The sequence below is a fragment of the Acinetobacter sp. YWS30-1 genome (assembly GCF_033558715.1).
Classification (GTDB): Bacteria; Pseudomonadota; Gammaproteobacteria; order Pseudomonadales; family Moraxellaceae; genus Acinetobacter.
Genome location: NZ_CP114606.1, coordinates 24,983 through 50,927, shown reverse-complemented (window position 1 = coordinate 50,927; position 25,945 = coordinate 24,983). Strand labels below are relative to the sequence as shown.

Here is a 25,945-nt window from a genome sequence, read left to right as displayed (position 1 = left end):
CCGAAAGAGCGCATTTACGGATAGTGCGCTTTTCTTATCCTTAAATTCTTTAAAAAAAAAGATATAAATCGTTTTAATGAATCAATAATATAAAATTATTCGGTTTTCCAAATTAATATAAAATTTTTATAATGCTTTTCAAGTTAAATCAAAGCGAAGGAAAATTTAATGGCAGACCAAAAACGTAAAACTGAAACTATTCGTTGTATTGAAAATTTGCAGTTATCAACTGCCCTGATTTTGGCTTTAGAAGATGCAGTCGAGGCAGAGTCTGTGGCTGAAGCCATTCAGTCCTTACAGGGTTTAACGGAACAGTGGAATTGAAAAATTGCAATGACCGAATCAAGATCTGGTGCTTAAAAAGAATATTTTTCCACTAATTTGAGACGGTTTTGATACACAATTCAGGACATTGCGCTTGCATCTTTATCCCGGTTTTGCTGAAATGCCAATGGGGCTGGGCATAACTGGCCAACTGACTGAAGTGCATCCTAAGCTTATGTAAAATCATGGCATAATCATAATTTCTCTGTAATTGATATAAAACTTCAGCCAGTTCTTCACAGTTTCTCTGCAATTTTTCCGTACATTAGTTACTGTAGAAAATGAACAATTGAATGAGGGTTCAACATGAAAAAGGTTCTGGTAGCATTGGCGATGTCCTGCAGTGCATTCATGCTGGCAAATGTTGCAAACGCTGCCCCTCATTTCAATGATGAACAGCGTATGGAACGGGGTCCGGGTCATCATCAGGCCAAGAAATCGCGTGAGTTTCATGACGATCACCAAGACCAGTATGATAAACGTCGTATGCGTGAAGAACGTGGCGTTAAACGTCTGCAACAGTTACGCTGGCAGCCTGGCTATGTCATGCCGCAGCATTATCGCAGTAATGGCTACAAGGTCGAGTATAAGGACCATAAACTGCCTAAACCAGACCGTAAGCAGCAATGGTACAAAGTCAACAATGACTACATTCTGGTGAACTCTGAAAATAACAGTATTGTCCGGATTATCGGAGACTGATTCAGAACCTGATGCAAAGCCCAACCTCGTTTGGGCTTTTTGATTTTTCGGATGAGCCTTTTTAGGCTTTTTCTTATTTTAGAGCTTTCCTTTTAATCGTGGCTAATCTCCTAAATTCCTTCATGAATTTAACAATTCCACTAAACTGACCTCACGCTTTCTATCTACTTATTCGCTAATTTAATCTCATCGAAAACATGTACAGATTTTTAGGTGAGAGCCATGAAAAAAGTTTTAACTACAATTGCCTTATCTCTTAGTGCGCTGGTTGCTACTTCTGCAATGGCAGCACCGCAGCATCATGATCCACGTTATGCACCGCATAAATCAGCACCGCACTGGAATCATAAAGATGCGAAAAAATGGGATGACCGTCGTTATAACAACCGTGGGGTTAACCCAAGCCGTGACTGGCGCGTAGGTCAAAAACTGCCAAACCAGTATGACAACCGTCGCTTTGAAGTCAGTGGCCATGAAGCACGCCGTCTGCCGAAAGCAGGTAAAAACCAGCAATGGTACAAAATCAATGGTGACTATGTACTAGTCAACGATCGTAACGACAAGATTGTTCGAATCATCAACTAATCATTCTCTTTTCTGCCCTTCTAGCAGACACCTGAAGCTCGCTTCAGGTGTTTTTTTATATCTGTACTTCCACTTCAGTATTTTTTCATTAGAATCAAAGCTAGATCTTTAAATATTGAAATGGGCACAGCTATGACTGCAGCAGAAACCTCACCGAGCAATACCTTGCAATATGTGCACTGGTTTCGCCATTCTGCGCCTTATATCAATGCTCATCGCAATAAAACCTTTGTGATCATGTTTGATGGTGAAGCGGTATTGCATGACAACTTTCAGCACATCATTCATGATATTGCCCTGCTCAATTCTTTAGGAATCCGGCTGATTCTGGTGCACGGCGCGCGTCCGCAGATTAACCAGAATCTGGCTGCGAGTGGCTTCGAGACCCCTTTCCATCAGCAGCGTCGGGTCACAACTCGTGAATCCTTAAGCTGTGTACTGAATGCAGTAGGATCGATCCGTTTACAGATTGAGGCGCTATTATCGATGGGGCTGGCCAACTCACCCATGTATGGTGCGCGCATCGATGCCGTTTCAGGAAATTTTGTAACAGCCAAACCTTATGGTATCCGTGACGGGGTTGATTTTCAGTTAACTGGTGAAGTTCGGGCGATTGATACTGATGCGATTCAACGTCATCTGGATAATCATAATATTGTGATTCTCGGTCCGACCGGCTATTCAACGACAGGCGAAGTTTTTAACCTTCTAGCTGAAGAAGTTGCAACCAAAACTGCGACCCGCCTCAAAGCAGATAAACTGATTATCTTGGGTCGACAGCATGGTCTGCTCGACAGTAAGGGCCAGTTAAAACGGGAAGTAACCCCACAGCAACTGGATGACTATATTCTTTCTGATGAACAGGATATTGAAATTCGGCTCCAGCTCAAGGCCGCTCAGGAAGCTTCCCAAAATGGCGTCAATCGTGTTCATCTGATTTCGTATACCTATGACGGCGCCTTGCTGGAAGAACTGTTCACCCGGGATGGTTCCGGCACCATGATCACCGATGCGCATTATGAAGAAGTGCGTATGGCCGATATTCAGGATGTCGGTGGCCTGATCCGTTTGCTCCGCCCCTTAGAAGAAGAAGGTATTCTGGTTTACCGTTCGCGGGAACGTCTGGAAAATGAAATCGACCAGTTCGCGGTAATTGAGCGTGACGGCATGATTCTGGCCTGTGCTGCCCTGTATCCGATTCCGACTACGGGCAATGAACTGCGTTCCGCAGAAATCGCCTGCGTTGCAGTAGATCCAAGTTACCGTCAATCCAACCGCGGTAGCCAGATCCTGCATTATCTGGAAGATAAGGCCAAAAGTCTGGGTATTCAGCAACTGTTTATTTTAACGACCCGTACTGCACACTGGTTTCTGGAACAGGGTTTTGAACCGGCATCAGTAGATGATTTGCCTGATGCCCGACAGGCTTTTTATAATTATCAGCGCAATTCAATTGTCTGTAAAAAGTCACTTTAAAGTGACTTTTTATTCGCTCTCATATCTCTATTTTAGATAACGATATTCATAAAACCTGTATTCAGCATAAAAATCCTATTGCTGATTTTCTAATAAGCATATCTGGCCACTTTATTTAGAATAAATAATTTTATATTTCATTGTCTTATATAAATAATTCTTTCTTCCTAAATTAATGTGTAAATCACTTTCCTGCATAAGTTTTGCACTTTTTTATTTATCTTTTTTCTTCATTAGAAATTCCTGAATAGTTATTTTTTTAGAAAAGTAAAAAGCTTTAGCGTATGCCTAAGTTCTTCATTTCACATTTCTAAATTTTCAGGAGTTCTGATTCATGCGCCAATCACACATTCAATTATTCACAAAAACTGCGGTCCTTAGTGCTGCGGTGGCTGGCGTGATGATGCTTTCTGGCTGTGGCAAAAAACAGGAAGCCGTGACCCTGAATATTGGTTTCCAGAAATATGGCGTACTGCCGATCTTAAAAGAACGTGGCACCTTAGAAACGTCATTAAAAGAACAAGGCGTGAATGTGAAATGGGTTGAATTCCCGGCTGGTCCTCAGTTGCTTGAAGGCTTGAATGTCGGCAGCGTATCTTTTGGTGAAGCCGGTGAAGCGCCACCGATCTTTGCTCAAGCAGCGAACTCAAATCTGGTCTATGTGGCCAATCAGCCTGAAGCACCGAAAGCTGAAGCGCTAATCGTACAAAAAGATTCGAATATCCAGTCAGTTCAGGATCTGAAAGGCAAACGTGTTGCCTTAAATAAAGGCTCAAATGTTCATTACTTACTACTCAAAGTCCTTGAAGCCAATAATCTGAAACTCAGCGATATCGAAGTGGTTTACCTGCCACCTTCTGATGCCCGTGCCGCTTTCGAACGCGGTGCTGTCGATGCCTGGGTGATCTGGGATCCGTTCTTCGCTGCAGCAGAACATCAGATTGGTGCCCGTGTCATCGCCACGGGTGAGAACATCGTCAGTAATCATCAGTTCTATCTGGCAGATCGCAAGTTTGCTGAAGCCAACCCACAGATTATTGAAGCTGTCGTGAATGAACTCAACCTGACCACTGAGTGGGTCTCTGCTCATCAGGATGAAGCCGCCAAACTTCTGGAAAAACCGACAGGCCTGGCCTTTGATGTCTTGAAAACGTCTATTTCACGCATGGGCTTTGGGGTAAAACCACTCACTCCCGAAGTGGCACAAAAACAACAACAGGTGGCTGATGCCTTCTATGGCCAGCAACTGATTCCAGCCAAACTGAATATTCAATCTGCAATTATCGCGAAGTAAACCAAAGAACAATTTAGGGGATTTAATCATGACTCAACATCAGCTACACAACAAAGCAATCACATGGTTCAAGACCTCCAGTCATGGAATGAACGCTGCATTAGTTGCTTGCGCGATGTTGGGTTCAAGTGCCGCTTGGGCAGTAGATCCTTCTGTTAAACAGCTTCGTGTGGGCTATCAAAAAGCTTCTGTGAACCTGGTCATTGCCCAGCAGCAAAAACTGTTGGAAAAGGAATTTCCAAATGCAAAAATCAGCTGGAATGAATTCCCAGGCGGACCGCAAATTTTAGAAGCATTGGCGGTAGGTTCTATTGATGTAGGTGCAACTGGAGATACGCCTCCTGTCTACGCTCAGGCAGGCAATAAACCATTGCACTATTTTGCTTATGAAACTGCAAAACCTTTATCTTCTGCCATTTTGGTCCAGCACAATTCCAAAATTACCAAGCTAAGCCAGCTCAAAGGTAAACGTGTTGGCGTGCACCGCGGTTCAAGCTCACATTATTTACTGGTACAGGCAGTACGCAAAGCGGGTCTGCAATGGACTGATATCCAACCGGTCTGGCTAAGCCCTGCTGATGCGCGTGCAGCTTTCCAGAAAGGTGCGATTGATGCCTGGGCGATTTGGGATCCGTACTATGCTGCGGCTCAAGTAGAAGATAAAGCCAGAGTTTTATCTTCAGGCAAGGGCTTAAGTCCAAATTATACCTTTTACCTGGCTTCAGAAAATTTAATCAAAAATCATCCACAAGCCTTAAAAGGCATTATCAAGCAGATCAATGTTGCGGATAAATGGGTACAAAGCCATAAGGCTGAAACTGCAAGCATCTTTGCACAAAGTACCGGTCTAAAACCGATTGTCAGCCAGACCTTTATCCAGCGTCGTCCGAATCCGTCTGGTCCGGCACCGCTTACCAAGAAAGTGATTGCCGATCAGCAGGAACTCGCAAACCGTTTTAGCGAACTCAAGATCATTCCGAAATCTATCAATATTCAGCAAGCCGTTTGGGCAGGCAAATAATCTAAGGATCAAAGACATGAAAATTTTCTGGTTTATCCCGACACATGGCGACAGCCGCTACTTAGGTACCAGCAAAGGTGCACGCCAGGTCGATCATGCCTACATGAAGCAGATTGCGGTTGCGGTCGATAATCTTGGTTATGAAGGCGTGTTAATCCCGACTGGCCGTTCATGTGAAGATCCGTGGTTAACCGCAGCCAGCCTGATTGATGCCACTAAAAAACTGAAATTCCTCGTCGCGCTGCGTCCAGGTGTTACTACGCCTGCCCTGACTGCACGTATGGCTGCAACCTTTGACCGTCTGTCTGGTGGCCGTGTATTGCTGAACCTGGTGACGGGTGGTGATGAGCAAGAACTAAAAGGTGACGGCGTTTATGAAGATCATGCAACACGCTACAAGACTGCAGCTGAATATACGACAATCTGGCGTGAAATTCTGACCCGTTCACATACCGGCGAAAGCTTCACTTTCCATGGCGAACGTCTCAGTGTAGATGATGCCAAACTGCTTTATCCACCAGTTCAAAAACCATATCCACCACTCTGGTTCGGTGGTTCTTCAGATGCAGCCGTTGAACTGGCCACTGATCAGGTCGACACTTACCTGACTTGGGGTGAGCCGCCTGCAGCAGTGAAAGAAAAAATTGAAAATGTGCGTGCCAAAGCGGAAGCGAAAGGTCGCAAGCTGAGCTACGGTATCCGTCTGCATGTGATCGTGCGTGAAACCAATGAAGAAGCATGGAGAGCAGCAGACGAGCTCATCCAGTATGTAGATGATGCCACTATTGCTGCTGCACAAGCGAAATTCAAGCAAATGGACTCTGTCGGCCAACGTCGTATGGCTGAGCTGCACAATGGCGACCGTAGCAAACTCGAAGTGTCTCCAAACCTGTGGGCAGGTGTAGGTCTGGTTCGTGGTGGTGCAGGCACAGCACTGGTCGGCGATCCGGAAACTGTCGCTGCACGTATTCAGGAATATGCTGATCTAGGTATTGATACCTTCATTTTCTCAGGCTACCCACATCTGGAAGAATCGATCCGTTTTGCGGAACTGGTATTCCCATTACTTCCGCTTGAAACTCAGCAAAAACTGGCTCAGCCAAACCTGACTGGTCCATTCGGTGAGATTGTGGCGAACAACTACACACCTGACGAGAACAAGCAGGCTGAGAAAATTAAGGAGTCTGCTTAATGTCAAAAGTCGTTTCAGGTGAAACCCTGACCCCAAAGCAGGTTTCACGTGGAACAATTCTGGGGCAGCATCTGCTGCCCTGGTTAGTTCCTGTTGGATTAATTCTACTCTGGCAAATCGCGTCAAGTACCGGTTTGCTGGAAAGCCGTATTTTGCCTGCACCAAGTGCCGTAGTCATCGCATTCTGGAATTTACTACTTAGCGGTGAGTTATGGACACATGTCAAAGTGAGTGCTGGTCGTGCCCTAAGTGGGTTATTGGTGGGTGGTGGTCTAGGGCTGATTTTGGGTCTACTGAATGGTTCATCCAAAACGGCTTCTACCCTGCTGGATACCACCTTACAGATGATCCGTAATATCCCGGCTTTGGCCTTGATTCCACTGGTGATTCTCTGGTTCGGAATTGATGAATCAGCCAAGCTGTTTCTGGTCGCGATTGGTGTGTTTTTCCCAATCTACATCAATACCTATCATGGGATTCGTTCAGTCGATTCCCAGCTGATTGAAATGGGTAAAAGCTATGGCCTGACTCGCTGGCAGCTTTATAAAGAAATCATCCTGCCAGGGGCAATGCCTTCAATTCTGGTCGGCCTACGTTTTTCACTTGGTCTGGTCTGGGTACTGCTGATTGTGGCTGAAACGATTTCTGCCCAGTCCGGTATCGGTTATATGACCATGAACGCGCGTGAATTCCTGCAAACTGATGTCGTACTGGTGGGTATTTTACTGTATGCCCTGCTCGGTAAACTGGCAGATGTCCTAGCCGTGGCCTTAGAACGATTCCTGCTGCGCTGGCATGCTGGCTATCAAAAATAATTGAAAAAATATTGAGGAGCATGTGATGACTGATCTCAGCTTAGGGCGTCTTGCCAATGATCCGACTGCAGTGCAGGAGCCTGCTGCAACCGACATCAATCCCAATGCCGTTGCGGGTGCCGAAATCATTATTGAACAGCTGCACAAGTTCTATGGTTCGGTGAAGGTACTGGAAGATCTGGACCTGCATATTCAGCCGGGTGAATTTCTGGCGATTGTTGGCCGTAGTGGTTGTGGTAAAAGTACCCTGCTCCGTCTGATTGCAGATTTAGAAAAACAGAGCTATGGCGAAATTAAATTCAAGTCCGCACGTCATATCCGTGAAGGCATCACCGCTGATGATATCCGCGTGATGTTCCAGGATCCGCGTTTATTGCCATGGCGCAGCATCGAACAGAACGTGCAACTCGGCTTACCCAAAGACCAGCATGACAATGCATCACAAATGCTAGAGAAAGTCGGCTTAAAAGAAAAAGCCGGGCTTTGGCCTTCACAACTGTCTGGTGGTCAGCGTCAGCGTACAGCTCTTGCACGTGCCTTGTCACATAAGCCGCGTATTTTATTACTAGATGAACCACTTGGTGCGCTGGATGCCCTGACCCGTCTGGATATGCAGAACCTAATTGAAAAATTATGGACTGAACAGGGCTTTACCGCGATTCTGGTCACCCATGACGTGAGTGAAGCCGTACAACTGGCAGACCGGATTATCCTGTTGGATAAAGGCTATATTGCCAAAGAGTTCAAAGTTGATCTGCCACGTCCACGACAAAAGAATGTGAAATTCGCCGAACTTGAACAGCAGGTTCTGAATGCCGTTCTGGCAACCTAAAATGTGAGGGAATCTGGAATAACTGTTTATTCTGGATTCCTTATTTTGAATCAAGAGAATATCTGTCTCACTGATTATTTATTCAGCAATTGGCAAAATTTCAACTTCATTCATTAATTTTATTTTAACTTTATGATGCTTCAAGGTAATAATTAGTACTTAAAAAATCATCAACCTTTTCAAAAGCTTGGTTTTTAATTCCTGCGCCTTAAACCGATACTAATTATATCTTTAATCTAAAGAATAAATCATCATTATTCATAAAATTAGCGCCTGACTTGATGCACAAATCTGATGATTTGACGTACAATTAAAAATTCCCTTTTTAATTGTTTTTAATATTTGCTGATGGAACAAAAAAAGAGTACTCAAAAACGCAACCAGCTGCTGAATGCTGCACTCGATGTTTTTTCCCTATACGGTTTTAATGGGGCGAGTTTAGATGAGATCGCACAACTTGCAGAAATGCATAAGTCGAATATTTTCTATTATTATGAAAATAAAGAGGCGCTCTATGTAGAGGTTTTAACGACCGTTCTACAAAAATGGCTGGCACCTTTACAAATGCTAGAAGCTGATCTTGAGCCTGAAGAAGCGATTACCAATTATTTGATGCAAAAAATTGAAGTATCGCGTACCCAGCCTAAAGCTTCACGCTTATTCGCTCTGGAAGTGATTCAGGGTGCGCCGCACATTTTAGAAATCTTAAAAGGTCCATTGAAAAAACTGGTCAAGCGTAAAGCCAAAGTGATTTCAAACTGGCAGGAACAAGGCAAAATTTCTAAAGATATCGATCCTGAACTGCTGATTCTGAATATCTGGGCCGTGACCCAGAACTATGCAGATTTCGCGACCCAGATGGAAATGGTAACAGGCAAGACCTTGCGTAACCGCAGCATGCAACAACGGATTATCCAGCATACTGTACATATGATGCTGTACGGCGTACTTCCGCGTACACAAGAAAAATAGGTCAACGCAAAAATCATTTGGCATACGGCCATAAATTTTATGGTCGCCGACCCCTTCTCTCACCCTTTATTATTATTTTAACGTTTGATATAAATTCAATAATTTCTGCGCACCTAGCAGCAGATTCTCTTCCCAGTCCAAATGAGCACTATCATCTGCACCGTCAGTAATATATTTGACTGAAATCAGGCGCACATCCAATTTTCTGCATACCTTGGCCAGCGCATAGCCTTCCATATCCACCAGCTGACAAGCCACTTTTGGTAAGCCTGTTTCAAAGCTATCCCCTGTTCCACAAACCCCTTTCGGTAAATGGGCAAAGAACGGTTCCAGATCAATTGCGCCTGGCAAATGATCATCCATCGGGGTAATACCAACTTCAAATCCTAGTGGTGAAACATCCATATCACGTTGCACAAAACGCTTAACTTCAACCAGTTCATGCGCCTTGAAATGGGAACTGCCTGCGGTGCCGAGATTAATCAGGGTTTTACAGCGAGTTTTCTGAATCACTTCAAAAGCCTTAAAAGCAGCATTCACCTTGCCGATGCCACTATAGTGGACTTCTACACCTTCTGCTTCGAACAAACCTTTGGATTCACTGGCCAATGCCATGATGAGTGCCGAATCTGACATGCAAACTACTCGATACTGAGAAAACCGTGACATTAGAAAGCAAAATCCAGGCAATGAAAAGCGGGTTTTTAGATTTCTATTTTGCAGATCTCATGCTTAAATAACAGCAAAAGATTCTTGGATGGCACACTTTCTTCTTGATGGGTTTCGTGATTTTTCAATAATTTTTTTGCATAAAAACACAACAGCAAGACGAATCGTTGAGATTATGGCAATATATAGCCTTTCCTATTTTTAAATTCCCTGATTTCGCCTATGCAGCTGCTCCGTCTCAATGCTTTAGCGTCACATTCTGAATTGCCAAAAACCGCCGTTACGATTGGTAATTTTGACGGCGTGCATCTGGGTCATCAGGCCATGATCAAACAGTTAAAAGCTGTTGCAGAAGCTGAGCAACTAAAAACTGTTGTGATGATTTTCGAGCCACAACCGCTTGAATTTTTTAAAGGTTATGAAGCACCGCCGCGTATTTCCTCTTTGCGTGAAAAAGTGGAATATTTAAGCGAACTGGGTGTGGACTATATTGCGGTCGCCAAGTTTGATCATCATTTTCGTAGCCTGAGTGCCGAAGCCTTTGCCGACATTCTGAAAGATAAACTGAATGCAGCGCATCTGGTCTTGGGGGATGATTTTCACTTTGGTAAAAACCGTCAAGGTAATAGTGAATTCCTGCGAGACTACGGATTTAAGGTTACCAACCTGCATACCATTGCCTTGGATGGTGAACGGGTCAGTTCTACCCGCATCCGTCAGACTCTGCAAGCGGGTGACCTGGCTCTGGCAGCCAAATTACTGGGACGTCCTTATAGTATTACCGGCCGGGTGCAATACGGCGACCAGATTGGCCGTACCATTGATTTCCCGACCATTAATGTCCGGTTAAACCGGCATAGACCCTGTCTGCAGGGTATTTATGGGGTTGAAGTCGTCTGTGAAACCGGATCACTCAGCGCCAAGGTTCAGCAAGAAAATCCTGAACAGCCGGGTATTGCCGGCTATGATCAGGGCAGCCTGTTTGGTGCCGGTCATGTAGGTACCCGCCCTGCGATCAAACAGACTCATCCGGAATGGCGATTAGAAGTACATTTTCCTGATGTTTCTGCTAATCTGTATGGCCTGTTAATGCGGGTAACCTTCTTGAATTATCTGCATGGCGAAAAAGATTATCCTTCGCTTGAAGCGTTAAAGGCCGGAATTGATGATGATGTTGAGAAACTGCTTGAGTTTCGTCGAAAACACCCCACATTTCCCTTTTAATGTCCCGTATTTTTATTGTAAAACGTGTCAGTCTAATGACTGATTAAATTGGAAGACAACTTGCATGAGCGATAAGCAAACTCCTGAAAATGCAGTGGATTATAAAGCCACGCTGAACCTCCCAGGTACTGACTTTGCAATGAAAGCAAATCTGGCAGTACGTGAAGCGAAATGGTTAGAAGAGTGGTATGCCGATGACATTTATCAGCAGATTCGTGCATCGCGAATTGGCAAGAAAAAATACGTGCTTCATGATGGCCCTCCATATGCCAATGGCCAGATTCACTTAGGTCATGCAGTCAACAAGGTACTTAAAGACATCATCATTAAAAGCCGCATCATGGACGGCTTTGATGCGCCTTATGTGCCAGGCTGGGATTGTCACGGTCTTCCAATTGAACTGAAAGTTGAAGAAAAAGTCGGTAAGGTCGGCGTTAAAGTGGATGCGCCTACTTTCCGTAAAGCTTGCCGCGAATATGCATTGAGTCAGGTGGAGCTACAGAAAAAAGACTTCATCCGTATGGGCGTGTTTGGTGACTGGAGCAATCCTTACCTCACCATGAACTTCAAGCAGGAAGCCAACATCGTGCGTTCACTCGGTGAAATCGCGAAAAATGGCCATATCCAGCCAGGTCTTAAACCGGTGAACTGGTGTCTGGACTGTGGTTCAGCACTGGCTGAAGCTGAAGTTGAATATGAAGATAAAAAGTCAGACGCGATTGACGTGGGTTTCACCGTGGTGGATCTGGCGGATCTGTCTGCACGTTTAGGTGTTGAAGTTAAAGACTCAACCGATATCGTGATCTGGACGACTACGCCTTGGACCCTGCCTGCGAATCAGGCGGTTGCTCTGCACGCTGAAATTGAATACCAATTGGTTGTTGCACGTGGTGAAGATAAAGCGGCGCAAAACTTTATCCTGGCCAAAGATCTGGTTGAATCTGCGACTGAACGTTATGGTTTTAATGCGGTTGAAGTAATTGCAGATTTTGCCGGTGCGAAACTTGAGAATCTGGTACTACAACATCCTTTAATCGCTGAGCGTCAAGTGCCAGTGATTCTGGGTGAACACGTTATTGCAACCAGCGGTACTGGTGCTGTACATACTGCACCTGGCCACGGTGTGGACGATTATAAAGTTGGTCTGCTGTATAACCTGAAAGTAGATAATCCTGTAGGTGGTAATGGTGTGTATTTACCGACTTCACCACTATTTGCAGGCGAGCACATCTACAAGGCCAATCCCCAAATTATTGCGGCACTTGGCGAAGCTAACAAGCTATGGGCACATAAGCCGATCAAGCATAGCTACCCGCACTGCTGGCGTCATAAAACTCCAATCATCTTCCGTGCGACCCCACAATGGTTCATCAGCATGGATGAAAAAGGTCTGCGTCAGGGCGCATTGAATGCCATTGAAAATGACATCAGCTTCGTTCCGGATTGGGGTAAAAACCGTATCCAGGCAATGATCGAAGGCCGTCCGGACTGGTGTATCTCACGTCAACGTACTTGGGGCGTGCCAATCCCATTCTTCGTGCACAAAGACACTAATGAACTGCACCCGCGTACACCTGAACTGATCGAAGAAGTGGCTAAACTGATCGAACAGGAAGGTATTGATGCCTGGTATAACCGTGAAGCCAAAGACTTTATTGGTAATGATGCTGAGCAGTACAACGCAGTTCGCGATACCTTAGACGTATGGTTTGACTCTGGTACAACCCACTATGCAGTGCTGCGTGACCGTGAAGAGTTAACTGATCCGGCTGATCTGTATCTTGAAGGTTCTGACCAACACCGTGGCTGGTTCCAGTCTTCATTATTAACCTCTATGGCAATCAATCAACGTGCGCCATATAAAGGTCTGCTGACTCACGGTTTCGTGGTTGATGAGAAAGGTCGCAAGATGTCGAAATCGCTGGGTAATATTATTACTCCGCAAGACATTATCAAGAACATGGGTGCAGACGGCCTGCGTTTCTGGATCGCTTCAGCAGATTACCGTTATGAAATGACCGCAGGTAAAGAAATCTTTAACCGTGCATCAGATGGTTACCGTCGTATCCGTAATACCCTGCGTTTCTTGCTGGCGAATTTGAATGGCTTCAATCCGGAAACTGATGCACTACCTGTAGATCAACTGATTGCACTGGATCAATACATCCTGCAACGCGCGAATGATGTACAGGAAACCATCAAGAAAGCATATGAAGATATGAACTTCCATATCGTGACCAATGCCTTGACCAATTTCTGTATTAACGACCTCGGTGGTTTCTACTTAGACATCATCAAAGACCGTCAGTACACCACTAAAGCAGATTCACAGGCACGTCATTCTGCGCAAACTGCGCTGTATCATCTGGTACAAGCCTTTGTTCGCTGGATGACACCAATCCTGAGCTTCACCGCTCAAGAAGCATGGCCACTAATTCCAGGTCAAAGCGAGAAATATGTGTTCACTGCTGAATGGTACGATATTCCAGTTTCAGCACAGGCAAACCTGTTGTCTGAAGCAGACTGGCAAACCCTGATTGCAGTCAAATCTGCGGTGAACAAGCACATTGAAAATGCGCGTAACGAGAAACTGGTGGGTTCAAACCTGTCTGCCAAAGTTGAGCTGTGGGCCAATGATGAACTGAAAGCTGTTCTAGACCGTCTGGGTGATGAGCTGCGTTTCGTTCTGATCACTTCTCAGGTGATCGTGAATCCGTTTGATGCTGCTCAAGGCAATGATGCTGAACTTGAAGGTCTACGCGTGAAAGTATCTGCGGCAGATGGCGAGAAATGTGTACGCTGCTGGCACGTGCTTCCTGATGTGAATACACATGCCTCACATCCAGGACTATGCGGTCGTTGTATTATTAACCTCCCGAGCGGCCAAGGTGAAGAGAGAAAATATGCCTAACCCACAGCAGAAAAAGGGTCTGTTCCAGTTCTATCCTCACAATTTGTGGTGGATTGGACTGGCTATTCTGGCGATCATTCTAGATCAATGGACCAAATGGATTGCGGTAACACATCTGGAATATGCAGATCCGGTGCCCGTCCTGCCCTTTTTAAATTGGACACTGTTACATAACTATGGCGCTGCCTTTAGTTTCTTGTCCGATGCCGGTGGCTGGCAACGTTATTTCTTTACCTCTCTTGCAGGCTTAGTGTCTGTGGTTTTCGTGTTCTGGCTGATGCGTATGCCAAAGAGCATGAAAGTATTACCATTAGCGGTTGCCCTGATTCTGGGTGGTGCTATTGGTAACCTGATTGATCGCATTTCTTTGGGTTATGTGGTTGACTTTATTCATGTCTATTATCAGAACAGCCACTTCCCTGCTTTTAATATTGCGGATAGTGCCATTACTTTAGGTACGATTCTGCTGCTGATTGATACGTTTTTCCTGGAAAAACACCGAATTCAACGTGCACAGGCGCAACATGACTGATTTTATTAATCCTAACGAGGAAACTCGTGTTGAAGACGGCTCTAAAGTCGAGCTTCATTTTTCTGTCGCGATCGAAAGTGGCGTAGAAATTGACAATACCCGTAGCCGTGAAGAACCGGTAAGCCTGACCATTGGTGATGGCAACCTATTACCAGGTTTTGAAAAAGCCTTAATGGGCTTGCGTGCTGGTGACCGTCGTACTGTCAGCCTTCCACCCGAAGAAGCTTTTGGTCCGTGGAATCCTGAAAATGTCCAAAAATTTGATACGGTGAAATTCGGCGAACGTCCAATTGAAGGTCACATGATTGAGTTTGAAGACAAGGCCAAATCGACTTTGTATGGCGTAGTAAGATCCGTAAATGATGACATCACCGAAGTGGACTTTAATCATCCGCTTGCAGGTAAAAACATCACCTTTGAAGTCGAAATCTTCAAAGTCACTCCTGCTGGCCAGCAAGGTGTGAAGCTGATGTAATATCAGCTAATCACATGATTTAAAACAGCTCCTTCGGGAGCTTTTTTAGTCTTTGGATACAAATCCTCTCTAGTCTCTGTTCAGAAATCTGATTAATTTAATTTGATGAGCATGCGATAAGAAAGGGAAAGATATGAAAATTTATATTGTGGTTGGCAGTGTGCGTGAAGGACGTACAGCAATTAAGGTCGCACATTGGGTACTACAGGAAATTAAAAAATATGGTTTTAGCACGCTTGAAACCGAACTTGTCGACTTAAAAGAATGGGATCTTCCGCTTTTTGCTGGTTCTCATCCTCCATTGACCGGTATTTATGATCAGCCGAAACAGCAGGAATGGGCCGACTTTATTGCTCTTGCGGATGCATTTATTTTTATCAGTCCTGAATATAACCATGGCTATAGCCCAGCATTAAAGAATGCGCTGGATTATCTAGCCAAGGAATGGCAAGGCAAACCGGCAGCTTATATCGGTTATGGCGTCACCAACGGCTCACGTTCCATTGATCAGATCCGTCAGGTCGGCACTCAGCTTGGCATGGTGGATACCAATGCCATTGTGGAGCTGCGGGACATTTTTAGTCGCAATAAGGACTACAGCTTTGAAGGGAATGAATTCGAAAATAAAACACTCAGAGATGTCGTGGATAAGCTGATCCAATATGTCAGTGCCTGAGGACGACAGCGATATGCGCTTTAGCCTACAGGCAGCGCAGAATTTGTCGGCTATTCCCACTTTCAGTTCAAGGCTATAGTTTGATTCATAGACAGACAGGAAGTCTGCAAAGCGATACAACAACAATAAAAAGCGCAGAGTAACAGGACGTTGACAGGTTAGACAGGAGTCAGATCTGAGAAGCAAATCCAGAAAAGCCTCAACAGGATGTTGGGGCTTTTTTGTATTTAAAATCTGGTATTTTTCTTAAAAAAATCAGATCTCTACATTAAAGCCTAAATTGACATCACAGGCCGCTTGCCCACCGCGGATTCCCCAATTTTCCAATGGACTTTCTCGCAGATGAATCAGAATATGATCAGGCGGAATGCCCAATTTTCCCAAGCTTTCTATAATCTGCTGATACAGTTTGCGCTTGGTCTCCAGACTTCGGGCAACGAAGCAGTCAATACTGATCAAGGTAAAGTATTCAGGCTGGGCCAGATGAGCCCATATATTGAAAACGATGGGCTTCATGTACCACCAGCCGGATATTACGGTCATAGTCAGGCAGCTGAAACGCATTTTTCACACATTGAAATACGCTGTCGAGTAACTGCTCTTCATCAGCCTGGGAATATTGCTGCCGGACTTCAATTTGAACGGTAGGCATGTGCTTCTCCTTTCTATTATGTTATGGAATTTTTTTAAATATTTTTTTATTGAATAGAGAGATGAGCTTCAATAAGGTCTTCTATCTCTACCATATCGTAAAATTGTCCTGATAACTTGGGATTTGATCGGACAAATATTTTCAAGTGAGCTTGTCACCTCTGGCCTACAGCAGATGCGGTCAATGCCTCTACTCGGTCTTTCTGACTCAGGCTATATTGAGTGCATACCAAGACAGGAAGCCTTGCAAAAACAAGAATAAAACATCGGCAGGATGCTGATCGATACCGGAGGAAAGGTATCTGAGCTAAATTTGAAAAGGCCCTCACAGGAGTTGGGGCCTTTTTCTTTCATTCTGATATTAACTATTTAGCTTTTTACTGAGATGCGATCATATTAAGCAACTTGGCTTTTGGACCATCTTCAATCACCCAGAGTGAGCCATCTTTGGCCTGAATCGCACCACGAATCCGCTCTTTCATATCCAGTCGCTGTATTTCTTTAACAGGGCTTTGAGTAGTATCAATTACAATCATTGCCTGAGAAGAAAGACCTGTAGCTATAGCTTTATTTTTCCATTGAGGAAAGCTATTGCCAGTATAGAACAGCAAGTCTGAAGGAGAAATTACTGGAGTCCAATCTAGTGCTGGTGCTTCGAACTCTGGTCGGGTGCTGTGATCCGGAATCGGCTTGCCATCATAATGATCTCCATTGGAGACGATCGGATAGCCATAATTTTTGCCCTTCATCACTTTATTCAGCTCATCACCACCTTTAGGCCCCATTTCAATCACCCAAAGCTGCCCTTGTGGATCAAATGCCAGACCGAGAGGATTACGGTGTCCCAGACTCCAGACCTGCTTGGCAATTTCACCCTGATTCATAAATGGATTATCGGAAGGAATTGAACCATCATCATTCAGACGAATAATCTTGCCGGCATTGGATTTCATATCTTGAGCTGGATTAAATTGCTGACGTTCACCCGAACTGATCCAGAGTTTGTTATCTGAGCCAAAGATAATCCGGTGCCCATAATGGCCCTGACCGGAAGAAAATTTCGGTACCTGAGTCCAGATTTTTTTGATCTGAGTGAGTTGTGGTGTGCTCTTGGTGAGATCTAACTTGCCACGAACCACAACTGCACCATAACCACCCTGCCCTTGTTCAGCATAACTGAGATATACCCACTGATTCTTGGCAAAGTCAGGATGGAGTACGACATCGCCTAAGCCACCTTGTCCGCCATAGGCCACTTGAGGAATACCCTGAACAGTTTGAGTACTGCGATTGGCTGGATTAAATAATTTTAACTTTCCAGATCTTTCGGTAATCAGTAAACGCTGATCTGGCAGCTCAGTCAGTGCCCATGGCTCATTCAACTGTGCAAATTCTTCGACTTTATAGGCTTGCTGTGTGGTTTTGGCAGAGGATTGCCCAGCTGCCGGTGATGAAATCTTGTCTTGGGCACAGGCAGTCAGGCTATAGGAACCCAAGCCTAATAATAAAATTGCTGCTATTTGAGTCTGTTTCATTGTTATTCTTCATGCTAATTTCATTCAGATAAGTACCAATTTAGCATTCCGGACAGCGGTTAAAATAATAAAAAAGTAAAGGAATCGTAAGCGGATATAACTTGATCGGATAAAGATAGCTGATGTATTGATTGGATTTTTTATTATTTAATACAGGCTGAATCGCGAAGAATTTTCGCCTGATACAACTGCTGATCGGCTGTTTTCAGTAAACGGTCAACATTTTTATAGATATGCTCAGCGTCCATAATCGCTGCCCCAACACTGATACTGATCCAGGTCTTGTCATCCCCACGATTGGCATGTTCCAAATTGAGCTGACGAATGACCTCACAAAGTTGCTCGGCAAAAGCTTCGGCTTCCTGCGAGGAAATATCTGCCAGTAAAACCGCAAATTCCTCACCCCCATAACGTGCCAGAAAGCCATTTTCAGGCAATATTTGCTGAATGGTTTGAACCAGTGTTTTTAAAATATAGTCACCTTTGAGATGGCCATAATAGTCATTATAGTTTTTAAAATAATCCACATCGATCATATAAACAGCCAGCGAAGATTGGTTTACGATCGCATGCTCATATTGCTGCTGAAGCTGTTCATTTAAGGCAAAGCGATTATAGGCACCTGTCAGCGAATCCAGCCTCACCTGCTGCGCGAGTTTCTCATTGAGCAGGGTGATATCACGCGTACGGTCCTGAACCTTCTGATCAAGTTCTTTATTCAGGCGCAAAAGCTGCTTGTTTAACAACTCGGTATTAATACTTTGCACCGCATAATCACGGCTGAGCTGAAAGGTAATTAAAATAAAATAGGCACAGGAGGTATAAAATGCAATTTCAACTGAATCAATTACCTTAAGCGCAAGTAAATAGTCATGCAGGAAGGTCAGGCAGACCAGCACTACCGCAATAGAATTGATCTTGGAATAACGCACATGCGATTTGTGCATGCGGTAAGCGCCATAAAGCAGATTAATAAAAACCAGTACTGCAATACTAAAGCTTTGGAAAAAGAAGCTCTGGAAGATATAAGGCAGCGTAAACAGGGTCACAGCCACATTGATACTAATTAACAAAGCTGTGATTTTTAATAAATAAGGATTTAACAGTCGATACGGCAATAAATAGATATAAATCAAGAAGAACAGAGTCGCCAATTCAGTCAGTAAATACTCAAATCGTGTGCCCCATACCCAGGAAATATTCGTGAATAAAGTATAAATGAATGGGACTGCAAAGAAGCTACGTAGGCTCAAGCACAGAATAAATAACCCTAGAAACAGCAGCAAATTACCTGCTTGCGTTTTAAGGCTGCGAAATACTGCAAAGAACACCATAAAGCAGCCAATCATCAGCAGAACGCCACTGATCACACTTAAAGGAATTACCTGATCATAAAACTTATCCAGAATAGGCTGGTTAAAGCCAATAAACATGCTGTTTTCCAGCCCGCCACGGATATGGTGATAACTTGAAGCCTGAATGGTAATCGTCACTTCCCGCTGTGAGGGAAAGAAAGAAGCCAACTTTGGCGCCATCATGGTCTGATGCTGACCATGTATGCCTACCTGCCCTACTTCTATCAGGAGATGATCATCAACATACAGGCGATAAGCCCCATACTGGTATGGTATGTAAACATAAACCGCATGATTAATGGCTGATTCAGGCAGCTTGAAGGTTTTTTGAAAAGTTCCAATATAGTCTTTATGACCTGTTAAGGTCAGGAAAGAATTAGGTAAATGAACTTTTTCAACAGCCAGAGTCTGACTAAAGGAATTTAATGGGGATGGTCGCTGCTCAGAAGTGGGATCAATCAGCTGATTGGGGTAGAAATCCCATTCTCCATCGAGTTTGACATACTGATGATGATCAAAATTTAATTCTGTTACAGCGTATAGCTGTGGAGAAATCAAACTGAGCCATATCAACACAAATGTGTTTATGAGAATCTGCTGCATATGACTCAGAGAATAAAAAATATTTACACGAGTAGTATAACATTTTACAGCTGATCAGAGATTATACAGCTGTAAAAAATTAGTCGTTAAAGAGAGAAAAGTGATTATATAAATATAAAAAAAGCCCCCTGCGTGAGCAGAGGGCTTTAGGAATAATGAGCTGGCGATGACTTACTCTCACATGGGAGACCCCACACTACCATCAGCGCTAAGAGGTTTCACTTCTGAGTTCGGGAAGGGATCAGGTGGTTCACTCTTGCTATGGTCGCCAGCACAACTGGTATGCTTACTCGCTATGGTCTTATCTACGTTGCTTGTGCTTCGTTTGCCTAGCTTTCTTCAAATAGAATGCATTAACAGAAGTATCTGAGTTCTTGCGAGTAGAACTAAGCAGTGCTTAATTATACTCTCATTTGTTCGATTAGCTTAACTAAATCAAGTTTTCGTCTGATCGTTAGATCAATATGAAATCAATTGATGCTTTATATACAACTGCTTGGGTGTTGTATAGTCAAGCCTCACGAGCAATTAGTATTGGTCAGCTTCATGCATCACTGCACTTCCACATCCAACCTATCAACGTCGTAGTCTTCAACGGCTCTTTAGGAGACATAAAGTCTCGGGGAAATCTTATCTTGAGGTAGGCTTCCCGCTTAGATGCTTTCAGCGGTTATCCCTTCCGAACATAGCTACCCGGCGATGCGACTGGCGTCACAACCGGTACACCAGAGGTTCGTCCACTCTGGTCCTCTCGTACTAGGAGCAGATCCTCTCAAATTTCCAGCGCCCACGGTAGATAGGGACCGAACTGTCTCACGACGTTCTAAACCCAGCTCGCGTACCTCTTTAAATGGCGAACAGCCATACCCTTGGGACCTGCTTCAGCCCCAGGATGAGATGAGCCGACATCGAGGTGCCAAACACCGCCGTCGATATGAACTCTTGGGCGGTATCAGCCTGTTATCCCCAGAGTACCTTTTATCCGTTGAGCGATGGCCCTTCCATACAGAACCACCGGATCACTAAGACCTACTTTCGTACCTGCTCGACTTGTGGGTCTCGCAGTTAAGCGCGCTTTTGCCTTTATACTCTACGCGTGATTTCCGACCACGCTGAGCGCACCTTCGTACTCCTCCGTTACTCTTTAGGAGGAGACCGCCCCAGTCAAACTACCCACCAGACATGGTCCTCGCTCCCGATCAGGGAGCAGAGTTAGAACCTCAATATTACCAGGGTGGTATTTCAAGGACGGCTCCATGGCAACTAGCGTCACCACTTCAAAGCCTCCCACCTATCCTACACAAGTAAGATCAAAGTTCAATGTCAAGCTGCAGTAAAGGTTCACGGGGTCTTTCCGTCTAGCCGCGGGTACACCGCATCTTCACGGCGAATTCGATTTCACTGAGCCTCTGCTGGAGACAGCGCCGCCATCATTATGCCATTCGTGCAGGTCGGAACTTACCCGACAAGGAATTTCGCTACCTTAGGACCGTTATAGTTACGGCCGCCGTTTACTGGGGCTTCGATCAAGAGCTTCGCTTACGCTAACCCCATCAATTAACCTTCCAGCACCGGGCAGGCATCACACCCTATACGTCCACTTTCGTGTTTGCAGAGTGCTATGTTTTTAATAAACAGTTGCAGCGGCCTGGTTTCTGAGGCTGCCAACAGCTCAAGGAGCAAGTCCTATCACCGCCGGCAGCGTACCTTCTCCCGAAGTTACGGTACCATTTTGCCTAGTTCCTTCAGCAGAGTTCTCTCAAGCGCTTTGGTCTACTCGACCTGACCACCTGTGTCGGTTTCGGGTACGATTCCAGTGTAACTGAAGCTTAGAGACTTTTCCTGGAAGTATGGTATCAGCCACTTCACCAGTAAACTGGCTTGCTATCAACTCTCAGCATAGAGTACCCCGGATTTGCCTAAGATACATGCCTACAGTCTTCCACCTGGACAACCAACGCCAGGCTGACTTAACCTTCTCCGTCCTCTCATCGCATTACACTGAAGTATTGGAATATTAACCAATTTCCCATCGACTACGCCTCTCGGCCTCGCCTTAGGGGTCGACTCACCCAGCCCCGATTAACGTTGGACTGGAACCCTTGGTCTTTCAGCGAACGGGTTTTTCACCCGTTTTGTCGTTACTCACGTCAGCATTCGCACTTCTGATACCTCCAGCATGCTTCTCAACACACCTTCATCGGCTTACAGAACGCTCCCCTACCACTTGCAATAAATTGCAAATCCGCAGCTTCGGTACATAGTTTTAGCCCCGTTACATCTTCCGCGCAGGCCGACTCGACTAGTGAGCTATTACGCTTTCTTTAAAGGGTGGCTGCTTCTAAGCCAACCTCCTAGCTGTCTATGCCTTCCCACATCGTTTCCCACTTAACTATGATTTAGGGACCTTAGCTGGCGGTCTGGATTGTTTTCCTCTTGACTACGGACGTTAGCACCCGCAGTCTGTCTCCCGGATAGTACTCATTGGTATTCGGAGTTTGCATCGGTTTGGTAAGTCGGGATGACCCCCTAGCCGAAACAGTGCTCTACCCCCAATGGTATTCGTCCGAGGCGCTACCTAAATAGCTTTCGGGGAGAACCAGCTATCACCGAGTTTGATTAGCCTTTCACCCCTATCCACAAGTCATCCCCTGGCTTTTCAACGACAGTGGGTTCGGTCCTCCAGTTAGTGTTACCCAACCTTCAACCTGCTCATGGATAGATCACCCGGTTTCGGGTCTATACCCAGCAACTAAACGCCCTATTAAGACTCGATTTCTCTACGGCTCCCCTATTCGGTTAACCTCGCTACTGAATATAAGTCGCTGACCCATTATACAAAAGGTACGCAGTCACCACACAAAGTGGCTCCCACTGCTTGTATGCATGCGGTTTCAGGATCTATTTCACTCCCCTCACAGGGGTTCTTTTCGCCTTTCCCTCACGGTACTGGTTCACTATCGGTCAGTCAGGAGTATTTAGCCTTAGAGGATGGTCCCCCTATATTCAGACAAGGTTTCACGTGCCTCGCCCTACTCGACATCATCATATCAGCCCTTTCGTGTACAGGACTATCACCCACTATGGTTGCACTTCCCAGAGCATTCCACTAAAACTGATATGACTTAATGGGCTGTTCCCCTTTCGCTCGCCGCTACTGAGGGAATCTCAATTGATTTCTTTTCCTACGGATACTGAGATGTTTCACTTCTCCGCGTTCGCCTCATAAACCTATGTATTCAGTTTATGATACCGACCTTATAGCCGGTGGGTTTCCCCATTCAGACATCTCCGGATCACAGGATATTTGCCGCCTCCCCGGAGCTTTTCGCAGGCTATCACGTCTTTCTTCGCCTCTGACTGCCAAGGCATCCACCACATGCACTTAATTACTTGACTATACAACCCCAAACAGTCGTTTATCCCACAAGTAAGATAAGCAACAGATTATGATGATTACTCATCACTCTCATACAGTTGGCGTCTCGTAGATTTAACTACTGTACAGCTTCAATTAGATTCATATACCAAAACGCTTGATTCAGTTAATTTCGCTAGTTCTCATTCAATCACTTCAACAATCAATCTTGCGATCTCTTGTTTCCGCTCTTGTATGAGTATGAACAAATTATTTCAACTCAAATATATTCTGTTAATGATTTAATGCATCCTCGTCGGATTGCATTACTGTGATAAATCACAGAGATTATCAAGTGGTGCGTATCTTAACGCTTCTACTTGCTAATCTCTAGGATCTACACACTTGATCGCTTAGGAACTAAACATTCACGCTACTGTATGATCACATACTGCGCGAAGCGTAGCTTCTTGCTTAAATTTCAAGGAAAAACGTTGTTTTTCTGGTCTTGAAATTTGGTGGAGACTAGGAGAGTCGAACTCCTGACCTCCTGCGTGCAAAGCAGGCGCTCTACCAACTAAGCTAAGTCCCCAGCTTATCAATTAAGTCAATGTTCTGATTTTCTGTTTTCTGGCAGATGGTGGGTCTGACAAGACTTGAACTTGTGACCCCACGCTTATCAAGCGTGTGCTCTAACCAACTGAGCTACAGACCCTCAGATACATCGTCATGAAGAACAACTTGTTGTGGATTCTTACCAATCGTCAATCTTTCGTTAAGGAGGTGATCCAGCCGCAGGTTCCCCTACGGCTACCTTGTTACGACTTCACCCCAGTCATCGGCCACACCGTGGTAAGCGTCCTCCCTAAGGTTAGACTACCTACTTCTGGTGCAACAAACTCCCATGGTGTGACGGGCGGTGTGTACAAGGCCCGGGAACGTATTCACCGCGGCATTCTGATCCGCGATTACTAGCGATTCCGACTTCACGCAGTCGAGTTGCAGACTGCGATCCGGACTACGATCGGCTTTTTGAGATTAGCATCTGCTCGCGCAGTAGCAACCCTTTGTACCGACCATTGTAGCACGTGTGTAGCCCTGGCCGTAAGGGCCATGATGACTTGACGTCGTCCCCGCCTTCCTCCAGTTTGTCACTGGCAGTATCCTTAAAGTTCCCACCCGAAGTGCTGGCAAATAAGGAAAAGGGTTGCGCTCGTTGCGGGACTTAACCCAACATCTCACGACACGAGCTGACGACAGCCATGCAGCACCTGTATCAGAGTTCCCGAAGGCACCAATCCATCTCTGGAAAGTTCTCTGTATGTCAAGGCCAGGTAAGGTTCTTCGCGTTGCATCGAATTAAACCACATGCTCCACCGCTTGTGCGGGCCCCCGTCAATTCATTTGAGTTTTAGTCTTGCGACCGTACTCCCCAGGCGGTCTACTTATCGCGTTAGCTGCGCCACTAAAGCCTCAAGGGCCCCAACGGCTAGTAGACATCGTTTACGGCATGGACTACCAGGGTATCTAATCCTGTTTGCTCCCCATGCTTTCGCACCTCAGTGTCAGTATTAGGCCAGATGGCTGCCTTCGCCATCGGTATTCCTCCAGATCTCTACGCATTTCACCGCTACACCTGGAATTCTACCATCCTCTCCCATACTCTAGCTAACCAGTATCGAATGCAATTCCCAAGTTAAGCTCGGGGATTTCACATTTGACTTAATTAGCCACCTACGCGCGCTTTACGCCCAGTAAATCCGATTAACGCTTGCACCCTCTGTATTACCGCGGCTGCTGGCACAGAGTTAGCCGGTGCTTATTCTGCGAGTAACGTCCACTTATCCCGGGTATTAACCAGGTAAGCCTCCTCCTCGCTTAAAGTGCTTTACAACCAAAAGGCCTTCTTCACACACGCGGCATGGCTGGATCAGAGTTGCCTCCATTGTCCAATATTCCCCACTGCTGCCTCCCGTAGGAGTCTGGGCCGTGTCTCAGTCCCAGTGTGGCGGATCATCCTCTCAGACCCGCTACAGATCGTCGCCTTGGTAGGCCTTTACCCCACCAACTAGCTAATCCGACTTAGGCTCATCTATTAGCGCAAGGTCCGAAGATCCCCTGCTTTCTCCCGTAGGACGTATGCGGTATTAGCGTCCCTTTCGGAACGTTGTCCCCCACTAATAGGCAGATTCCTAAGCATTACTCACCCGTCCGCCGCTAGGAATCAGGTGCAAGCACCCTATCCCCGCTCGACTTGCATGTGTTAAGCCTGCCGCCAGCGTTCAATCTGAGCCATGATCAAACTCTTCAGTTAAAATCATTTCGAACTTTATAAGTAAAGTTCTTAAACTTGGCTCATCAATTTTCTGACTTAAATTTCGCTCAAATAAACTTCGAGTAATTTAAACCAATCAATCAATGAAAATAATTTCGATCAATCAACCAGTAAAAATCCACACAAGTTGTTCTTCATAATCTCTTAATGATCTTTCTAACATCTCGTCAATGCCAGAAGCTGGACTTCGATAAACTTAACAACTCAACGCTTCGTGTTTCGTTCGTTTCCGTCTATCTCGTCGGTATGAGCTCATTATAGGGCAATTTCCTACACAAGCAAGTGCTTTTAACGCACACCAATCATGACTGTTTCATTTTTATGCACCAAATTGGTTCATTTTTCTACCAATTTTCACATAAGTTCATAATATTCCAAAGAAAATACAAACAAAATATTTATATTTTA

Annotated in this window: 18 protein-coding genes, 2 tRNA genes, 3 rRNA genes and 1 pseudogene; 15 read left to right on the top strand and 9 right to left on the bottom strand. The window is 45.1% G+C overall.

Annotation, left to right across the window (positions count from 1 at the left end; translation table 11 throughout):
• Nucleotides 1–168: 168 nt before the first annotated feature.
• The 10 genes from O4M77_RS00225 (at nucleotide 169) to O4M77_RS00180 (ending at nucleotide 9,213) form a co-directional block, all read left to right on the top strand.
• Entirely contained in the window at nucleotides 169–324 is a 156-nt protein-coding gene (locus O4M77_RS00225) for a hypothetical protein (protein ID WP_313660035.1), read from the top strand.
• A gap of 306 nt (nucleotides 325–630) precedes the next feature.
• On the top strand, nucleotides 631–1,026 hold the full coding sequence (locus tag O4M77_RS00220) for an RcnB family protein (protein ID WP_034704024.1): 396 nt from the start codon (nucleotides 631–633) through the stop codon (nucleotides 1,024–1,026).
• 222 nt (nucleotides 1,027–1,248) lie between these two features.
• A complete protein-coding gene (locus O4M77_RS00215) occupies nucleotides 1,249–1,611 on the top strand; it encodes an RcnB family protein (RefSeq protein WP_313660036.1) in 363 nt (120 codons plus the stop codon).
• 132 nt (nucleotides 1,612–1,743) lie between these two features.
• Complete coding sequence (gene argA, locus O4M77_RS00210; protein WP_313660037.1) at nucleotides 1,744–3,087, top strand: amino-acid N-acetyltransferase; 1,344 nt, start codon at nucleotides 1,744–1,746, stop codon at nucleotides 3,085–3,087.
• A 334-nt stretch (nucleotides 3,088–3,421) separates the two neighbouring features.
• A complete protein-coding gene (locus tag O4M77_RS00205) occupies nucleotides 3,422–4,381 on the top strand; it encodes a sulfonate ABC transporter substrate-binding protein (RefSeq protein ID WP_180025298.1) in 960 nt (319 codons plus the stop codon).
• Between the two features lie 28 nt (nucleotides 4,382–4,409).
• Entirely contained in the window at nucleotides 4,410–5,402 is a 993-nt protein-coding gene (locus tag O4M77_RS00200) for a sulfonate ABC transporter substrate-binding protein (protein WP_409516594.1), read from the top strand.
• Between the two features lie 16 nt (nucleotides 5,403–5,418).
• A complete protein-coding gene (gene ssuD / locus O4M77_RS00195) occupies nucleotides 5,419–6,594 on the top strand; it encodes an FMNH2-dependent alkanesulfonate monooxygenase (protein WP_313660038.1) in 1,176 nt (391 codons plus the stop codon).
• Entirely contained in the window at nucleotides 6,594–7,409 is an 816-nt protein-coding gene (gene ssuC / locus O4M77_RS00190) for an aliphatic sulfonate ABC transporter permease SsuC (RefSeq protein ID WP_313660039.1), read from the top strand. Before ssuD ends, ssuC begins: the two co-directional genes overlap by 1 nt.
• A gap of 25 nt (nucleotides 7,410–7,434) precedes the next feature.
• Nucleotides 7,435–8,241, top strand: a complete 807-nt coding sequence (locus O4M77_RS00185; protein WP_125278874.1) for an ABC transporter ATP-binding protein — start codon at nucleotides 7,435–7,437, stop codon at nucleotides 8,239–8,241.
• A gap of 348 nt (nucleotides 8,242–8,589) precedes the next feature.
• Entirely contained in the window at nucleotides 8,590–9,213 is a 624-nt protein-coding gene (locus O4M77_RS00180) for a TetR/AcrR family transcriptional regulator (RefSeq protein ID WP_262738008.1), read from the top strand.
• 72 nt (nucleotides 9,214–9,285) lie between these two features.
• Here O4M77_RS00180 and O4M77_RS00175 read toward each other — a convergent pair whose 3' ends face one another.
• A complete protein-coding gene (locus O4M77_RS00175; RefSeq protein WP_125278875.1) occupies nucleotides 9,286–9,849 on the bottom strand; it encodes a 5'-nucleosidase in 564 nt (187 codons plus the stop codon).
• Between the two features lie 255 nt (nucleotides 9,850–10,104).
• Here O4M77_RS00175 and ribF point away from each other — a divergent pair, with 255 nt between their 5' ends.
• The 5 genes from ribF (at nucleotide 10,105) to O4M77_RS00150 (ending at nucleotide 15,700) form a co-directional block, all read left to right on the top strand.
• Nucleotides 10,105–11,106, top strand: a complete 1,002-nt coding sequence (ribF, locus tag O4M77_RS00170; protein ID WP_034705207.1) for a bifunctional riboflavin kinase/FAD synthetase — start codon at nucleotides 10,105–10,107, stop codon at nucleotides 11,104–11,106.
• A gap of 64 nt (nucleotides 11,107–11,170) precedes the next feature.
• A complete protein-coding gene (gene ileS, locus O4M77_RS00165) occupies nucleotides 11,171–14,017 on the top strand; it encodes an isoleucine--tRNA ligase (protein WP_313660042.1) in 2,847 nt (948 codons plus the stop codon).
• A complete protein-coding gene (gene lspA, locus O4M77_RS00160) occupies nucleotides 14,010–14,549 on the top strand; it encodes a signal peptidase II (protein ID WP_004781354.1) in 540 nt (179 codons plus the stop codon). The genes ileS and lspA overlap by 8 nt, the downstream gene beginning before the upstream one ends.
• A complete protein-coding gene (locus tag O4M77_RS00155; RefSeq protein ID WP_125278879.1) occupies nucleotides 14,542–15,024 on the top strand; it encodes an FKBP-type peptidyl-prolyl cis-trans isomerase in 483 nt (160 codons plus the stop codon). Before lspA ends, O4M77_RS00155 begins: the two co-directional genes overlap by 8 nt.
• Nucleotides 15,025–15,157: 133 nt before the next feature.
• On the top strand, nucleotides 15,158–15,700 hold the full coding sequence (locus O4M77_RS00150) for an NADPH-dependent FMN reductase (RefSeq protein WP_180011127.1): 543 nt from the start codon (nucleotides 15,158–15,160) through the stop codon (nucleotides 15,698–15,700).
• 255 nt (nucleotides 15,701–15,955) lie between these two features.
• Here O4M77_RS00150 and O4M77_RS00145 read toward each other — a convergent pair.
• The 8 genes and pseudogenes from O4M77_RS00145 to O4M77_RS00110 form a co-directional block, all read right to left on the bottom strand.
• Nucleotides 15,956–16,352, bottom strand: a pseudogene (locus O4M77_RS00145) (tautomerase family protein).
• 376 nt (nucleotides 16,353–16,728) lie between these two features.
• The gene (locus tag O4M77_RS00140; protein WP_323713657.1) at nucleotides 16,729–17,886 is read right to left on the bottom strand and encodes a PQQ-dependent sugar dehydrogenase; all 1,158 of its coding nucleotides are present in this window, start codon (nucleotides 17,884–17,886) and stop codon (nucleotides 16,729–16,731) included.
• A gap of 143 nt (nucleotides 17,887–18,029) precedes the next feature.
• Nucleotides 18,030–19,817, bottom strand: a complete 1,788-nt coding sequence (locus O4M77_RS00135) for a GGDEF domain-containing protein (protein WP_323713656.1) — start codon at nucleotides 19,815–19,817, stop codon at nucleotides 18,030–18,032.
• A 185-nt stretch (nucleotides 19,818–20,002) separates the two neighbouring features.
• A 5S ribosomal RNA gene (gene rrf / locus O4M77_RS00130) occupies nucleotides 20,003–20,117 on the bottom strand.
• Nucleotides 20,118–20,351: 234 nt separating this feature from the next.
• Nucleotides 20,352–23,243, bottom strand: a 23S ribosomal RNA gene (locus tag O4M77_RS00125).
• Between the two features lie 475 nt (nucleotides 23,244–23,718).
• Nucleotides 23,719–23,794 (bottom strand) — tRNA-Ala (locus tag O4M77_RS00120).
• Nucleotides 23,795–23,840: 46 nt separating this feature from the next.
• A tRNA-Ile gene (locus O4M77_RS00115) sits at nucleotides 23,841–23,917 on the bottom strand.
• A gap of 61 nt (nucleotides 23,918–23,978) precedes the next feature.
• Nucleotides 23,979–25,516: ribosomal RNA gene (locus O4M77_RS00110) — 16S ribosomal RNA — on the bottom strand.
• Together the 16S, 23S and 5S rRNA genes with 2 tRNA genes alongside form the textbook arrangement of a ribosomal RNA operon.
• Between the last annotated feature and the right edge of the window lie 429 nt (nucleotides 25,517–25,945).